Annotated in this window: 16 protein-coding genes; 8 read left to right on the top strand and 8 right to left on the bottom strand. The window is 39.8% G+C overall.

Annotated features, from left to right (window positions below; genetic code table 11):
- The first annotated feature begins 149 nt into the window (after positions 1 to 149).
- Positions 150 to 1,532, top strand: a complete 1,383-nt coding sequence (locus tag AB0756_RS38840) for a collagen-like triple helix repeat-containing protein (protein ID WP_237265873.1) — start codon at positions 150 to 152, stop codon at positions 1,530 to 1,532.
- Between the two features lie 42 nt (positions 1,533 to 1,574).
- Positions 1,575 to 1,733 carry a hypothetical protein gene (locus AB0756_RS38835; RefSeq protein WP_153021457.1) on the top strand — a complete coding sequence of 53 codons (159 nt, stop codon included), beginning with the start codon at positions 1,575 to 1,577 and terminating at the stop codon, positions 1,731 to 1,733.
- Between the two features lie 71 nt (positions 1,734 to 1,804).
- On the opposite strand, the gene crtO is transcribed toward AB0756_RS38835, so the two are convergent.
- From crtO to AB0756_RS38805, 6 genes are all read right to left on the bottom strand, one after another.
- Entirely contained in the window at positions 1,805 to 3,499 is a 1,695-nt protein-coding gene (gene crtO, locus AB0756_RS38830) for a beta-carotene ketolase CrtO (protein ID WP_038078756.1), read from the bottom strand.
- 250 nt (positions 3,500 to 3,749) lie between these two features.
- Entirely contained in the window at positions 3,750 to 4,484 is a 735-nt protein-coding gene (locus tag AB0756_RS38825; RefSeq protein WP_038078755.1) for an LmeA family phospholipid-binding protein, read from the bottom strand.
- 89 nt (positions 4,485 to 4,573) lie between these two features.
- Positions 4,574 to 5,917: a cytochrome P450 gene (locus AB0756_RS38820; protein WP_038078754.1), complete on the bottom strand. Its 1,344-nt coding sequence runs from the start codon at positions 5,915 to 5,917 to the stop codon at positions 4,574 to 4,576.
- A gap of 260 nt (positions 5,918 to 6,177) precedes the next feature.
- Positions 6,178 to 7,554 (bottom strand): cytochrome P450, encoded by a 1,377-nt coding sequence (locus AB0756_RS38815; protein ID WP_038078753.1) that lies wholly within the window; start codon positions 7,552 to 7,554, stop codon positions 6,178 to 6,180.
- A gap of 264 nt (positions 7,555 to 7,818) precedes the next feature.
- Positions 7,819 to 8,082 carry an AbrB/MazE/SpoVT family DNA-binding domain-containing protein gene (locus AB0756_RS38810; RefSeq protein WP_038078752.1) on the bottom strand — a complete coding sequence of 88 codons (264 nt, stop codon included), beginning with the start codon at positions 8,080 to 8,082 and terminating at the stop codon, positions 7,819 to 7,821.
- A gap of 140 nt (positions 8,083 to 8,222) precedes the next feature.
- On the bottom strand, positions 8,223 to 9,623 hold the full coding sequence (locus AB0756_RS38805) for a cytochrome P450 (protein ID WP_038078751.1): 1,401 nt from the start codon (positions 9,621 to 9,623) through the stop codon (positions 8,223 to 8,225).
- 197 nt (positions 9,624 to 9,820) lie between these two features.
- On the opposite strand from AB0756_RS38805, the gene AB0756_RS38800 reads away from it, so the two are divergent.
- The 6 genes from AB0756_RS38800 to AB0756_RS38775 all read left to right on the top strand — a co-directional run bounded on the left by AB0756_RS38800 (position 9,821) and on the right by AB0756_RS38775 (position 13,838).
- The gene (locus AB0756_RS38800) at positions 9,821 to 12,034 is read left to right on the top strand and encodes a phosphoketolase family protein (protein WP_038078750.1); all 2,214 of its coding nucleotides are present in this window, start codon (positions 9,821 to 9,823) and stop codon (positions 12,032 to 12,034) included.
- Positions 12,035 to 12,287: 253 nt separating this feature from the next.
- Positions 12,288 to 12,506, top strand: a complete 219-nt coding sequence (locus AB0756_RS38795; RefSeq protein WP_038078748.1) for a type II toxin-antitoxin system HicB family antitoxin — start codon at positions 12,288 to 12,290, stop codon at positions 12,504 to 12,506.
- 191 nt (positions 12,507 to 12,697) lie between these two features.
- The gene (locus AB0756_RS38790) at positions 12,698 to 12,916 is read left to right on the top strand and encodes a type II toxin-antitoxin system HicA family toxin (RefSeq protein WP_038078746.1); all 219 of its coding nucleotides are present in this window, start codon (positions 12,698 to 12,700) and stop codon (positions 12,914 to 12,916) included.
- Positions 12,917 to 13,059: 143 nt separating this feature from the next.
- Positions 13,060 to 13,227 (top strand): hypothetical protein, encoded by a 168-nt coding sequence (locus AB0756_RS38785; RefSeq protein WP_153021458.1) that lies wholly within the window; start codon positions 13,060 to 13,062, stop codon positions 13,225 to 13,227.
- Between the two features lie 127 nt (positions 13,228 to 13,354).
- Entirely contained in the window at positions 13,355 to 13,582 is a 228-nt protein-coding gene (locus AB0756_RS38780; RefSeq protein ID WP_038078744.1) for a hypothetical protein, read from the top strand.
- A 4-nt stretch (positions 13,583 to 13,586) separates the two neighbouring features.
- Complete coding sequence (locus AB0756_RS38775) at positions 13,587 to 13,838, top strand: hypothetical protein (RefSeq protein ID WP_050045731.1); 252 nt, start codon at positions 13,587 to 13,589, stop codon at positions 13,836 to 13,838.
- Between the two features lie 42 nt (positions 13,839 to 13,880).
- On the opposite strand, the gene AB0756_RS38770 is transcribed toward AB0756_RS38775, so the two are convergent.
- Together AB0756_RS38770 and miaA are read right to left on the bottom strand one after the other, a co-directional pair.
- Entirely contained in the window at positions 13,881 to 14,609 is a 729-nt protein-coding gene (locus AB0756_RS38770) for a GDSL-type esterase/lipase family protein (protein WP_038078742.1), read from the bottom strand.
- Positions 14,610 to 14,789: 180 nt separating this feature from the next.
- Positions 14,790 to 15,758, bottom strand: a complete 969-nt coding sequence (miaA, locus tag AB0756_RS38765) for a tRNA (adenosine(37)-N6)-dimethylallyltransferase MiaA (RefSeq protein WP_050045732.1) — start codon at positions 15,756 to 15,758, stop codon at positions 14,790 to 14,792.
- Positions 15,759 to 15,983 lie beyond the last annotated feature (225 nt).

Below are 15,983 nucleotides of genomic sequence, written 5' to 3'. Positions count from 1 at the left end.
CAAGAGTTACACGAGTATATAAAAGGTTTAAACTCGCAGCTACTCGAGTTGTTAAATACTAGCAGTGCTTGGGAATACTGAATGAGACGCAAGGGTTAACGATTAGCCAATGCTAGCTAATAACCTAATTTAGCAACTAGGAGAACATTGTGATACCAGTAACAGCAACATTTTTACTTGCAGATTGGATTGTCAAGGGATTGGCAGATGGAACTTTGGAACGAGTTGGAGGTGTGATTCGGTATGTTGCAACAAAACAAGTTGCTGCTTGGTTAAGAGATGTTCAACTAAATTCTTCTTCCTCTTCAAATAATCTCCTGAACTTAATATTGTCTGGAACAAACGCAGTTGGTTCGGTAGCTAATGCAGCTATTACAGGCACAGGACTTTCAAATGTCAATCAAAAACTAATTGGAGTAGAACAAGCAAGTTTAAGTAATCTTGTTATTTCAGGAGGAAACTTATTAGCAACAGCTGTTGGTGCGGCTGTGACAGGAAAAGAACTAGCTGATGTCAATCAGCGATTGGGTGGCATTGAAAATCAGTTAGGTGCTGTAGAGCACAGTCTACAACTTACTCAAGGGATTTTGCAAGTAACTACTGCTGCCAGTATGCTTAATCTTGGTATCTCGGTAATGGGTTTTGCTGTCATAGCACAGCGTCTTAAAGAATTAGAACAACGTCTACACCAAGCAGAAGAACTTTTAAACAAAATTAATCGTAAAATCGACATTGGCTATTATGCTAATTTTCGTGCTGCCCTAGATTTAGCTGTTAACGCTTTTACAATGAGCAAACCTGAAAATCGCAGAAGCAGCGCTTTACAAGCTATCAACCGCTTTTTAGAAGCAGAACACATTTACACTGGCTATACAGATACAGAACTAGAGCAAAAGAGCCAAATTGCTGACGAATATCTGCTAACGTTGTCTTTAGCCTATCTCGCTGAAGCACGTTGCTATTTGGAATTAGAAGAACATGAAACGGCGCTTCACCGCTTTCAGGAAGGGGCAAATGTTTTGCGATCGCGGATTCAAAAATACGTGGAACTTTTGTTAACCTCCAATCCATCTGCATATCTACTTCCTAAGTTTAAAGGTCAAATTGATTTGCGGAGATTGACTCGAATTTATCAATGGCTGGATCCAAACTTGGATGAAAATGATGTATTTGATATGCAACGTGAAAACCTGATTAAGCTAGTGCAAGACCCCAATCAATGGATAGATTCTTTACCAGCCGCAATTTTAACTCAAGTTGAAGTTAAAGGAGGTTGGTTCGGTCCCAATAAAGATGATTTGAAGCAAGAGGCTTACAAACGACTTCCTCAAATTTTGGAAGTCATAGAATCAATGGTTGAAACAAATCGCCGTTTTGAGGCATATCAATTAGAAGTACAAGCGATCGCAAAATTAGGAATAAGTTTTCATGAATGGCTTAAGTTAACTCCCACTACAGAAGAAAAACCAGACAGAGCAAATTTAATGTTTATCATTCCAAACCAACCAATAGAAGTGAAATTAGCTCGCTAAAGGAAAAATCCGCAGTCATGGAAATTTCACTATTTGCTTCAGATGTCAAGCAGTAGCAGCAATACCTGCGATCGCTATTTAATACTTGATAATGATTTTGATGGACTGCAAGATTTTCAAGAATGGTGGACACTGCCCACCATTCACTTCTACTACAATGTAGCTCCACTTTTTATACTGACTTTCCCTAACCCCACCTAAAATGTAAATGTCTTTTTAGTATTTTTAGGTGGGGACTGCGAGAAAGCATTACTGTTCAAAAACTGGTGTCATTAATTAATCTTGAACACAGACTCAACAGTGGACTTAATAGAATCCCGTGCATCTTTCAAAGTCTGGGCTATGGGATGCTTTGTTTGCAAAAAGACTCGCGCACAATTGCGTCCCGGCATTCCTGAAATGGAACCACCTGGATGAGTCCCCGCACCTGTCAGGAACAGATTTTCAATTGGTGTTTTGTAGTTCGCTATTTCTGGCAAAGGACGGAAAAATACCATTTGATCTAAGGTCATATCAATGTGGTAGTAATTCCCCTTATACGCACCCAATCTTTCTCCCAACTCTGCCGGACTTTCTACACGACGGGCTATTATTGCATCTTTCACATTCGGTGCGTACTCTGCTAATTTATCAACGACTCTATCTGCAACTTTATTCTTAAGTTCATCTGTCCAACCAGTACCTTTTAATCCCGTACCATTTGCATTGGCAATTTGATATGGGGCAAAAAACTCAATCCATACAGTGTGTTTTCCTGGTGGTGCCATTGATGGATCTAGCATTGTTGGCACTACTACGTACATGGATGGGTCGGAATCTGGAATTTCTCCCAAAGTACATTTACTATGAGCCTGCTCTACATGGGCGATAGAATCAGCAATTAATACAGAGCCAATGAGATATTCATCTCTATGTTGGTAGCGTTCAAAACGTGGAGCTTCGTTTAAAGCTAAATCTATCTTGAGGATCGTTTCGTTGTTATTGACAATGCGGCGTTCTAATCTTTCTCTAAGATTGGGATCGGCTGCGTCTACATCGCTTGTATCCATTAATTGTAAAAAGAGTCGCTTGGCATCAATATTAGAGATAACTCCATATTTAGCACGATACTCCGTACCGTTTTCAACTTGTACGCCGACTGCACGACCATCATCTATCAAAATCTTCTTAACTTGTCGATCCGTTAAGATTGTACCGCCCTTACTTGTTACTAAATTAACGAGAGCTTGTACTAATGCCCCAGTACCACCACGAGGTCTTGCCATACCGGGGTCGTGACGCATTGCCATCATAATTGCACCAATAGCAATGGTTTTCTGTGAGGGTGGCGCACCTAATTCAGCAGCGAGTCTTGCAAGGGGTGCTTTCAAAAATTCTGAATCAAACCACTCATTGAGAAGATCTTCTGCGCTGGTCATCATGTTGCGAATAAAATCCAGCGTTTTGTTAGGAGAACCTATCACTGAAAATAAATCTTTTATCTTTGCAATATCGTAATTGCCTAGTATATCTAATACTGATTTTGGTGGTGCGTTAAACATGGGAATCATTGCACCAAGTGCTCGCTGCCAATAATTTGTAAATTCTGCGTATTTTTTGGCATCGCGATCGCTATAACGAGCGATTTCTGCACAAGTTTTTTCTAAAGATTTATGACCTAAGAAATACTTTCCATCAGGATGGGGACAGAAAACAACTGGATCGCACTCTAAATATTCTAAGCCGTACTTGTGAAGCTCTAATTCTTCTACAACTGGTCCTAAGTGAATAAATTCGTGGTCAATAGCACACAAGTTAAACTTAAATCCTGGTGCTTCCTTTGGCAAACATTCTTCTGTTGTTGCTGCACCACCGGGAACAGAACGCTTTTCCAATAGCAAGACGCTGTAACCCGCTTTTAACAAGTACGCAGCACAAACTAACCCGTTGTGTCCTGCTCCAATAATTACAACATCATACGTTTGCATAATTTATTTCAAGCCTCTCGATATACTTCAGATATTAGAAAATCCTCAGTCACCTTTCATCGCTCGTGAGTTAGAAAAATTAACCTTTAGGAAGATACCGCATTCAGATCCCCGACTTCTTAAAGAAGTCGGGGATCTGAATGCAGTCGAGATTAGTCAAGGTTAACCCTTAACATTACTAAACCTAAAAGCTACATTCAAAAATTCAATTTCCCAATTTTAAGCTTTCAGTTACTGCTTGCCGATCGCTCTACGAAGGTAGATGTTTTACATAAGCTTCTACCAAAAGTATTAAGCTTTCCTTTTGTACTTTCATCTCTTTCACTCTTATAGCCATATCCTCAAATACAAAATATGGTAGAGCAAGCAGTTCTTTTACCTTTTCCATTAAAGCAACAACTATATCTAGAGCTATCCCTTCTCCCTCCGTGCAGTTGAAATTTTCTAGCATCACGGGTTTATCCTGAGTCCGGGGACTAGCCATTGCTGCAAAACATACCGATTGAGTCTTACCTCGATCTTGTACCAGGATTTTTCCATTAAACGTCATCTTACCATTTCCTGGCAAGTAAATCTGTATTTCTTGTGGCTTAAGGGTGACAATTCTGTCATCTACATTCAAATAAAAATCTGGTATTTTGCTGCGAATGTAGTTTGACTTCAAAGCATTGTTTATATCTGCTTCTGCAAGCACAACACGAGCAGTTGCATTGACTGGTTTGTTAAGCTCAACTTGACCAAACAGAGCACTTAAAGGATTAACAGAAATACCATCTGTTTGCAGTACTAATTCCTGCAAGCGGATATCTTTTATAACTAGCCCTCGACCTGCAACCGAAACTCCATCAGCTTCTCCCTGAATTATCTTCAGCAGATCTGTTTGTACGTCTACTTCTATTTTGTCTGCACTATCCATCTGCTGAGATAGCGTCTTTTCTGCAACTTGTGACAGCATTTGTTCTTCAATTTTTTGCTGTTCCAACATAAATTCACTATCTCCTACCCTACATCTCTTATCGCCTAATTTAGACGTGGATAGTTAGGAAGTGTATCTGCATGAAGATATAGAAAATCTCATCCATCGCTAATACTTTTTATAACCATCTTAACGCCCCCTGAAGGAACAATGGTAATTCCCCTACGCACTGGATGTACTGGACGATTGTCAGCCAGTTCTAATTGAAAGCGCATCAAAATTGTTGCCAACACTAATTTTAGCTCGTACATGGAAAATGCTGTACCAATGCAACCGCGATAACCTCCACCAAAAGGCAAATATTCATAAGGCGAAAATTTCCGCTCTAAAAATCTCTCCGGGAGAAATTTTTTTGGTTCTGGATAAGTTTCAAGACGCTGATGTGCTAAGTAGATACAGGGAACTAAAACTGTTCCAAATTCATATTTCTGACCTGCAATCTCTACTTTATCTTTAACCATTCTTGGGGTGCAAATTAAGGCAATGGGATGCACTCTCAGAGTTTCTTGGCAAACAGCACTCAAATAGGGAAGTTGAGTTATGTCTTCAGGAGAGGCTTTACTGTCCAAACTATTTAGTTCTTTTAACAAATTATCTTTGACTTGTGGGTGAGAGTGAATTAAATAAAATACCCAAGTTAAAACAGCAGCTGTAGTTTCATATCCTAAAAGTAATAGTGAGACTAATTGGTCGCGTAACTCTATATCTGTCATTTTTTGCCCGTCTTCGTCACTCGCTGACATTAACAGGCTGAGAACATCTGTGCGAGAATTACTGTCTAAATTCTTATTTTCCACCCGGCGTTCGGAAATTTCTGCATAAATGAGTTTATCAATGTCCTCAATCCGTTTTTTGTAATTTCCCCAAGGACTCCACGTACCTAAATCTTTCTGGAGTGGTGGAAAGAAAAAGAAAGTAGAGTATAATGGTTTTGTAATATCTTCTAGTAATGAAGTTAATTTTTTTCTAAGTTGTTGATAGCGATCGCCTGGACGAAGACCAAAGACAACTTGCAGAATAATTTGCAAAGTGATATCTGGCATAATTTTTTGCATAGAAACTATTGTCCCTACTTGCCAGTTTTGTGTGGCTTCTTCTGTTATATTGCAAATAGCTTCACCGTAAGTTTTCATGCGATCGCCATGAAAAGGTGGCATTAATAACTGACGCTGTCGGTTGTGCGATCGTCCTTCTTGTAAAACTATAGAATTTGAGCCAAACAAAGGTTCAAACACATGAGTCGCTTTTTTAAAATCCAACTCTTTAGCTGGTACTGCGAAGCACTCTGCAATGGCTTGAGGATGACTAAAAAATACCACAGGTGGAGAATTCAGTCCTAATACTCGGACTGAGAAAGGGTCACCATATCGAGCAGCACTGTTTTCTAAGAACTTTATCGGGTTGATTATTAATTGGATTGTTTGTAATAACGGTAATTTCATAATAAATTTTTTGATTTTTACCCCGGCGAATAGAATTCGCGGCTATACAGGCGAAACCCACCTACGTGGGTTTCAAAATCTCCAACCGTTAGTCCGCGTATAGCCCTTACGGGCATAGCCTGCGGCATCGCGTAGCGTGCGCTTTGCGCTTAGGCGGACTTTGTTTGTATAATACCGGATTCTATTCGCCGAAAATTTTTCCTTTTGAACCGCACCAGGCGCAGAGTACGCAGAGGACAGAGGTGAGGGAGATAGAACACTTAACCGGAAATAGATTCCAAAAGTTGAGATTTAATGCTATGCGGACTTGCAACTGCCATTTCTATGGGACGATGAGGACCTGTGACTAATCCACGACGTTTTGGTTTAATATCATCTTTTGTAACTAACGCCAAGTCAAGTTGAGACAGAATTGTTGCTAACACCACTTTCATCTCAAATTGAGCAAATGCAGTACCAATGCAGCGCCTGACACCACCGCCAAAAGGTAAATATTCGTATGGCGAAAATTGCCTTTCTAAAAAACGTTCTGGTTTAAACTGCTTGGGTTCGGGATATAAGTCCTCGCGCTGATGTGTGAGGTAAATTGAGCCAAGTAGAATTGTACCGGGTTCGAGGTCGTAACCGCACATTGAGACAGGGGTTTTGACTACCCTTGGAAAGGTCAGCATTCCTACTGGATAAATCCGGAGAGTTTCACAGCACACAGCATTGAGGTAGGGTAGTTTCAACACGGTACTATAATCCAAGCGAGCGCTCAACGAATCGAGTTCTGCTTGCAGTTTTTCTTTGACTTCTGGTAGCTTGTGAATCCAGTATATTGCCCAAGTTAAGGCTGTTGCGGTTGTTTCGTGACCGGCTGTAAGTAAGGTCACTAACTCGTCGCGTAATTCTTCATCTGTCATCGGCTGACCATCTTCATCTGTAGCAGCCATAAGCAAGCTTAGGATATCAGTGCGGGATGCGTCTGGTTTTTCTCGTCGTTCTTGAATTTCCTCTTGTAGAAGTTGGTGAACTTTTGCTCGATTGCGAAGAAATCTTCCCCAAGGGCTTTGCGGTCCCAAATCTTTTTGTAAAGCAGGAAAATAGAGTTGAAGAACTCTTATAGGAGTATTTTCGCGTTCATCTAACAACAAACATAAAGTTTTTTCTATTTCTTCAGCGCGATCGCTATCATACAATCCAAATACGGCTTGCATGATAACGCGCAAAGCAATTGTTTGCATTGCATTTCTCAGAGAAAATGGCTTATCTATTTGCCATTGACTCATAACTTCTTCAGTAACTTTGCTCATCACTTGTCCGTAGACTTTCATTCTGTCACCGTGAAATGGAGGCATTAATAATTGCCGTTGTCTTCGGTGTGCTTCTCCGCTTAAAGTAATTACGGAATTCTTCCCAAGCATTGGTTCAAACACAGTATTCCAATCGCTAGGTGCTTCAAATTCTTTTGTATCACTAGTTAATATTTGTTGTAGCGCTTGAGGATTGCTAACAAAAACAACTGGTTGCATCAAGTTTAGTGTAAAAATGTCACCATAGCGTTTGGCACAGGCTTCCATTTGCGCCATAGGGCTGAGAATCCAATGTAGAATTTGGATAAGACCTGGAGTTCGGACAGTGTTTGGTAGTTTCATCATATCTTGTTATCTCACCGACTTTTTTACCAATGAAACTAACTTTAGATAAACATTTTTTTTGAAGTTGATAGATTGGCTACTTATCAGAATTCTATTTTATTTGTAAAATTTTTGAAGTTGGTGCAATTTCAACAGGTAATGAGTGTACCTTCGCTCCGGATTGAAAGGGAGAGAGGAATTAATGCTTGACTGAGTAAAATTATCAACTTAAGGTTGTTGTACTTCACAACTAGTTAATCCCTTAGCTCTTTTATATTAGTATCAACTGCCACCATGCCATGATTCCTCTATACCCTGACGAATAGCATCATCCATTTCTTCAACAGTTTTTGGTGTTCCTTGGTATTTTAAGCATCCAGCAACATCAGCCAGTGTTGTTTCTAAAAAAGGTTTTTTTGGTTTCAGAAGAATTCCGTCACCCATATCAATTGCTATCAGTTCCTGTTCTACTTCCCAGCCATGAGACTTTCGCAATGGTTCGGGAATTATTACTTGTCCTTCATTGGATATTTTTGTGATTTCCATAATTGAGATCGGGGAACATATAATTATCCTATTGAAATTATAGCAGTATAAGCGTCACCTAATAGCTTCCATTTATTACATGGCTCTATTTTATTTTTGAAATAAATGAACTGTAAATACGCAAAGGTTACAAAGAAAAATTACAGAGGTTTTTCTACCAATTCCAAGGAGGATGTGCTGGGGATTGGTTTAGTTTTATGTTGATTTTTAATTACTAATTCAATGGGACGATTGGGACCTGTTACTAAACCGCGACGTTTTGGTTTAACTTCATGATAATTGACTGAAGCTAAGTTATAAGTTGATAGAATTTTTGCCAGCACGAGTTTCATTTCAAATTGAGCAAAGGCTAAACCAATACAGCGCCTAATTCCACCACCAAATGGTAAAAATTCATAAGGTGAAAATTGCTTTTCTAGAAAACGTTCTGGCTTGAAATTTTCTGGTTCGGGGTATGTTTCTTGACGTCGGTGAGCAAGGTAAATCGATCCAATTACGTCTGTACCGGGTTCTATTGTGTGTCCCATGAGTGAAACTGATGTTTGAGCAACTCGTGCAAAGGTCAGCATTCCTACTGGGTAAATACGTAAGGTTTCACAGCAAACTGCATTGAGGTAGGGGAGTTTAAAAACAGTCATGGGATCTGGATTTTCGCCTAAGTTATCTAGTTCTTGCAGCAATTGTTCTCGAACTGCAGGCAATTTGTGAATCCAGTACAACGCCCAGGTTAAAGCTGTGGCTGTTGTCTCGTGTCCTGCTGTCAGTACAGTGATGAGCTCGTCGCGCAACTGTTCATCGGTCATTTGTTCTCCCATTTCATCTCTTGCAGCTACGAGCATACTGAGAATATCTGTACGCAAGCAGTTACCCTGCTTGCGACGCTCTTGAATTTCTGAGTAAATCAGTTCGTCTGCTTTTTGCTGACGGCGCATTCCTTTTTCCCAGAGCCACGAACCTGGATAACTCATTCTTAATGCTGGGAAAAACAGCAAAGTCATGGATAGCAGGGAACTCCCTCGATCTAAGATCGCAGCTAACAGTTGCTCTAATTGTTGGGCGCGGGAACTGTTGTACAGTCCAAACACGGCTTGTATGATTACGCGTAAGGTTATGGCTTGCATTGCAGAACGAGCACAAAAAGGTTTACCGATTTGCCATTGGCTCATTATCTGTTCTGTTACATCGTTAATGACTTGTCCGTAGCTTCGCATCCTATCACCATGAAAAGGAGGCATTAATAATTGCCTTTGACGCTGATGTGCTTCTCCACTTAAGGTGAAAACCGATTGTTTCCCAACTAGGGGTTCAAATTCTGTATTTAACTCTCCTGGAGATGTAAACTTTTCTGTATCGTTGGTTAAAATTTCTTGCAAGGCTTGGGGATGACTCGTGACTACCAAAGGTGGAGTGTTGCGACCTAACTGGAGAGTAAATATGTCGCCGTAGCGTTTGGCGCATTCTTCCATCTGTGACAAGGGAGTGAAAATCCACTCCAATAGCTGTACCGAAGGTGGCTTCTGCACCGGATTTGGTAGTATCATAAATTTTCTTATATAAAAATCTTTTTACTGAACCTACCATAAAGCCATTCAATTATGTGATGCACGACATTCAAGATTATTATCGTTGTATGACTAAATAGTAATTTATTCTGACAACATGAAAGTTGTAAAATTTTTGTTAAATTGAACAAGCATTTATTTTGCCTCTTCAGAACACTTCGATAAAGGTACTCAGCATGACAGCAACTACCCCAAAGGAAACTTCAACGGCTCCTAATTTTTGTGAAGGAATTCAATACTTTGGCGGAGCTATCCCAGGTTTTGAAACTTATGGCAAAATACCAGCAGTAGATTCGGGTGATTGTGCGATCGCCAATGCCTCAGATCCAGCAGCTGTCTTCCAAACCTTACTTGCTGCTGATGCTTTGCGCTATCTAACATTGCAAATTACTGGTAGTAAAGCCTCCGGACACCCTGGTGGGTTTGCCAGCCAAGCGGAAGCTTACGCATCGCTTGTCATGCTCGGTTACAAAAATATTATTACCGAAGTGGGACATCATGCCCCTGGCTTTTACAGTGCCATGTTCTTAGATCGTTCGTTAGAGGACATGGGAATTTACACGGTGCAGCAATTGCGCGATCGCTTCCGAGAAAAGCACGGGTTGTTAGGGCATCTCTCCGGCTACATTCCCGGTATTTTAGCACCTGCTGGTCCTTTAGGACAGGGGCAACATTTTGCAATGGCGGCTGCGCTGCTGCACAAAGACAAGCTTTTTCCCTTTACCATTGGCGATGGTGGGTTGGGCGAACCTTATGTCATGAGTTCAATGGCGCACTTCCACACCGCTTTTCCTGGCGTGACTAATTTCTTACCTGTGTTGGTATGGAACGGTTACAGTCAAGAACACCACAGCATGGTATCTCTCAAAACTAACCAACAGATGCTCGAATACTGGCGGGGTAACGGTTTTGAGGAAGTCGTGTTAGTTGATGCTAAAGATTTTGACGACACAAACCAATCGGGAGATTATGTTGACAGTACTGCTTTTTCCTTTGAGAAGAGGTTAGCGTTTACTCAAGCTGTACTCTCAGGGGTGGATAAAGCTGCGCGTTCGGCGTTGGGGGGTAAGCTGACTGTTTTTATTATCAAACAACTCAAAGGCGCGGGAGTTCACGCACGAGGTGCTAAGTCTCACAACCTCTATCCGAAAGATACTTTAGACGCACCCCACATTGTTAGTGCTTTGAAAGAACGAGCTTTACCTGTAGAAGCTTGGGAATTGGTAAGAACAAATTGCGAGCGTGCGGGTGGGGGTCCTGCAGCGAAGACTGTTGTGACAGAATTTGAATATCCTTTGCCAGATTTAGGCAAATTGCCTTTAGAAGAATACGCTGTTGGAGGGGAAGCAAAAGTTTCTACCACAGCCATGGGACAATTGGTAGCAAAAGTTGGACAGATAGACAGTCACTTCCTTGTCACCAATGCTGATGGTAACGAAGCATCTGGGATCGGTAATATTAACCAAGCACTGAAGATCATTCACCCCACCACTGACGATCTATACAACCAAACACCCAACGGACAAGTTTACGAACCTTTGAGTGAAGATGCTTGTGCGGGGTTAGCTGTTGGCTTGTCTTTAATGGGTGCGAGAACGTTATGGTGTTCTTATGAATCTTTTGCTATCAACGGGTTACCTATTTGGCAAACTGTGACCCAAGCAATGGCAGAATTGCGCCGTCTTACACCTTCGACTATTACGTTATTTACTGCTGGTGCGTTGGAGCAAGGGCGCAATGGTTGGACTCACCAACGTCCGGAAATTGAAGCTTATTTTGCTTCTATGATGCGGAACGGTAATGTGTTTCCTGTTTTTCCTCCGGATGCTAATAGCATTCAAGTTTGTTATGACTGGGCGCTAACAACTAAGAATAAGGGAATTGTCATTACTGCTAGTAAATCTCCTTTACCCATTCGCACGACTTTTGAACAAACTCGTCAGGGATTGCATGATGGTGCGATCGCATTGCATGAAACTTCTGGTAAGAAGAAAGTTGTTTTTGCTGTAATTGGCGATATGACTTTAATACCAGTGTTTGAAGCTGCTGCTTCCTTAGAACAAGAGGGTATTGGAGTTAAGATAGTTTCTGTTATTAACCCGCGTCGTTTGTATCGTCTTGGTGATACGGCTTGGGATACCTGTTCCGAACCTGATGGCGATTTTGTAAGCGATGAAAAATTTGCTGAATTGTTTGATGGTGATGCTTTGATTGGTGTAACTGGTGGTGCTAGTGCTATGCTTGAACCTATTATGTTGAGAAGTACTAGTAAGCGTGATACTTTCGCTTGGAAGCGTGGAGAAACAACTGCAAGTGCTGGCGAATTGATGGCGTTTAATGGTTTAACTGCTGCGGCTTTAAAGAAACGGGGGCTTGAGTTGGTAGGTTAAGTTTTGATTTTGAGCTACAGATGCACGCAGATGAACGCGGATAAATTAGCGTTTTATGCGTGTATCTGTAGTTTTATTAAGGACTTCCAAATTAAAAAATCTCTAAATTTTTCTTGTATCATAGGATTAGTGTCCGTCTTAAAAATAGGCAGGAAAAGACGCTCACTTCGCAATAGGGGATAATTTACTTCTTGGAAATTCCTTCGATTTAACTATATATTGCACCTGATGCTCAATTTGGTACAAATTATTTATGAAATTCAAGGTGATTTTTACATTTGATTCGGAATATGAAGGGTATGTTGCTGAAGTTCCTGAACTTCCTGGTTGTGTAAGTCAAGGTAAGACGTTGGATGAAGCGATTGAAAATATTAAGGATGCGATTAAAGGCTATCTTCACGTTGAAGCCAAGCACGGTAAGCCCTATGTTCCAAAAGAATCTCAAACCTTTATTGGGGAAGTCATAGTTTGAAGAAGGCAGAAGTACGAAGGCAGAGGGCAGAAGGTTCCATTTAGAAGGGGATTCAGACCCCTCCTAAATGGTAGCGACTGAACGGAGTTCAGTCGGGGTCTTAAACCCTTGTTCCCTTTGGTAACTCGCAGAGAGCGGAGCCAGTATTCCCTTCTGCCTCCAGCAAAGCTGCCCTCTGCCTTTCTTGATAAATGGGACGTTTATCAAATATTTCTGGTAAAGAAGCGGTAAAAATTTTTGAGAAGTTTGGTTACGTCTTAGATCATCAAACTGGGAGCCACATGATTCTTTCGCACATATTAAAACCAACTTTATCAGTTCCTAATCATCGGGAATTAGCGCCAGGTTTACTTAGAAGTTTGATTCGACAAGCAGGAATGACAGTAGATGAATTTTTAGAAAATCAATAAAAAACGCTACAAATATTTTATAGAAGGATAAAACTATCACTTCTATAAAAGAATAATTTACTTTAACCACTATGCATATTATAAACTTAATGAGAAGTTAGAAAAAGTTGCTCAAAAAATTGTGTAACGAATAGTGACATTTTATGTTAAGGAATTACTTTAGTAAAAATGATGGCAAAAGCTCGGAAAAAATGCAGAAATTAGGTAGGACTGAAGCAAATCGACTTACAGCTTCTGAAACAATTCTTCCCTTAGAAAATATACCCACAGAACATTCACTAGAAATATTTATGGAAAGTTTTGGTGCTTGAGAAGACGCTCGCACACTAGAGGAAATAACCAAAGATATGTACGATAGTCGCAATACCTCTAGCAAAGATTATAATTTGTGATGTGCTTAATTATATTAATACAAATTAGTTATCATTCTAGTTTAAAATGACTTTACGAGAGAAAAATCAACGCGTGCAAATCAGTTTAGATATCTCATTTGAACTTTATGAAACATTGAACCAATTAGCTCATAAGATTAATGGAGATAATGCTGAAGTTCTTCTAAAAGCTATTACCTTGATGGAGGTAGCAGTGGAAGCAAAGCAGAGGGGTAAATCTTTATGGATTGCAGACGAAAATAACAATATGGAAAGTAAAATTGTTGGCATTTAGCATTATGGAAAATTTCATAGATTTATCAGATATAATTGCTAACAAAAGCGAGCGGTCGCTAGTTGTGTTATCTGTAAATTTACCATCTCAAGAAGATGCAGTGCTTGAGCGAAAACTGCGAGAACTTAAAGCAAAACAGGAACTTAGGAAAGATTGGATTTTATTTATTGTGAGAGATGTTGTAATTTTTCCCACTACCATACTTTTTATCTTAGTTATCAGTGGCTATTCGCTATTCACTTTGATAAAAAAATAAAATTTTCTGGAAGCTCCTTATATACATCTCGTTAGAGGGTTCTCAATCATTAACATACTTTTCAATAGCTTTTGCCCATATCAAGTAACCTTGACCGTTTAAATGCAGTCCATCAGAAGTATATTTAATATCTAATTGATTCTTAGAATCTGCTAGATAAGAAAACAAATCTATATATTGATAGGAAAAATCTTTTGATAACTCTTGTAACTTTGAATTTAATTTTAAAATATTACTATTATCTTTATAGTAACGAGTTATTTGATTGTTTACAGGTAAAACACTTTGAATAAAAACTTTTGTTTTTGGTGTTTGTTTCTGGAGTTTTGTTAGAATAGCTTTATAATTTATTAGGACTTCTTCTAGAGATTTATTGTAATTAATAATATCGTTAATACCTATCATCAAAAAAATTTTCTTTGGTTGAGCTTCAACTATAGCGTCTAAACGATTGAGTACGAACTCGGTTGTATCAGAACTAATACCACGGTTTTGAACATCGCAATTTTTGAGTAACTCTACCCATTCACCTTCATCAGTTATGCTATCTCCTAGAAAAACAATTCCCAAGTTGGATTTAGGCAAAATTTCAAATTGGCTTTTTTTATGTAAGTGATACGTGCTGTAAACAGCAGTTGAGCTAGTTTTAGCTGAAACTTTTGTCCACAAATAGGGAAAACCACCTTTTTTGAGAACAAATATAATACCAATTACTATAAATAAAGTATTAAATAGTAAGGAAAGAAACAAAATTGAATTTCTACTGTTCATGATTTGATGAATTGCATTCTTCTATCAGTCTTGATTTTTTCATAAAAAGAAAAAGATCGACCTTTTGAAGCTCCTATTTTAATAAAAGGGATAACTGGTTACTACTTACCCAATCACCGCTCCCCGTTAAAAATAGGTTGACTTTCACTACTGAGGTTAACATATTTTATGTTAAAATATTTACAGAGTCATAAAGGCTTGCAAGCGTTGCCAAACATCTTCTAATAAATCAGGGCTCTCGGCATCGAACCATTCAATTTCAGGATATGCTCTAAACCAAGTCCGTTGACGTTTGGCAAATTGCCGTGTGTGCAAAACGGTGAGTTCTTTAGCTTTCTCTAAAGAAATTTCCCCCGCTAAATATTGCTTAATTTCTTGATATCCTAAAGTATTGAGTAAAGGTAAATCGGTACCGTACTTTTGACAAAGAAACTCTACCTCAGCTACCAAACCATCTGCAATCATTTTTTCAGTACGCCGTGCAATGCGATTTGTCAGATGTGCGGGATAGCAATCCAACCCAATTTGCAGAATGGGATAATCTGGAGGGTTTTCACCTTGCTGCTTGGAAATTGGACGACCAGTTACATAAAATACCTCTAACGCTCTTAAAGTCCGCACTGGATCGTTAGGATGAATTTTTTCTGTAGCAATTGGGTCAATTTGTTGCAACATGGCATACAATTGCCTTTGACCTAACGATTCGAGTTGCGATCGCAGTTCTTGGTGGGGTGCTACTCTAGGAATCTTCATTCCCCGCGTTATGGATTTAATGTATAGCCCTGTACCTCCAACTAATAGGAGGGGGGGATGGGGGGAGGGGGTAGACAAGGTAGAATTGTCCGCCTTGTCCTCTCGCTCTCCGTTGTCCCCTTGTCCCACAATTGGGGGAAAAGAGATCAGTGCTTGTGCTTGTGCTTGATAATCAGCAACTGTCAAAGTGTCTGTGGGGTTGCAGATATCGATTAAGTAATGAGGTAGCAACTTTTGTTCATCTGTTGTAGGCTTAGCTGTACCGATATCAAACTCCCTGTATACCTGACGGGAATCGGCACTGAGAATGATACTACCGAGTCGCAACGCCAAAGCCAATGCTAAACCTGACTTACCTGTTGCTGTTGCGCCACAAATCACAATTAATTTGGTCATCAGAAAAATTATGAATAATGGATTATAAATTATGAAACCAGAAGAAATGCCTAACTTTCATAATTCATCATTCATAATTCATAATTCCCAAAGGGTATATCCCCATATTAAATTTCTCTTCAGGTCGGCCCACAGTCGTCACTAAGGCTTTTGTGCTAGAATTCTGGAGTGTTTTTAACTTTTTCGCCTTTGGGCGACTTTTTCCCCCCCACTAATCAGGAGAAT

The sequence above is a fragment of the Tolypothrix campylonemoides VB511288_2 genome (genome assembly GCF_045999855.1).
Classification (GTDB): Bacteria; Cyanobacteriota; Cyanobacteriia; order Cyanobacteriales; family Nostocaceae; genus Scytonema; species Scytonema bouteillei_A.
The sequence above is the reverse complement of the archived record's forward strand: the minus strand, read 5'-3'. Positions and strand labels throughout refer to the sequence as shown.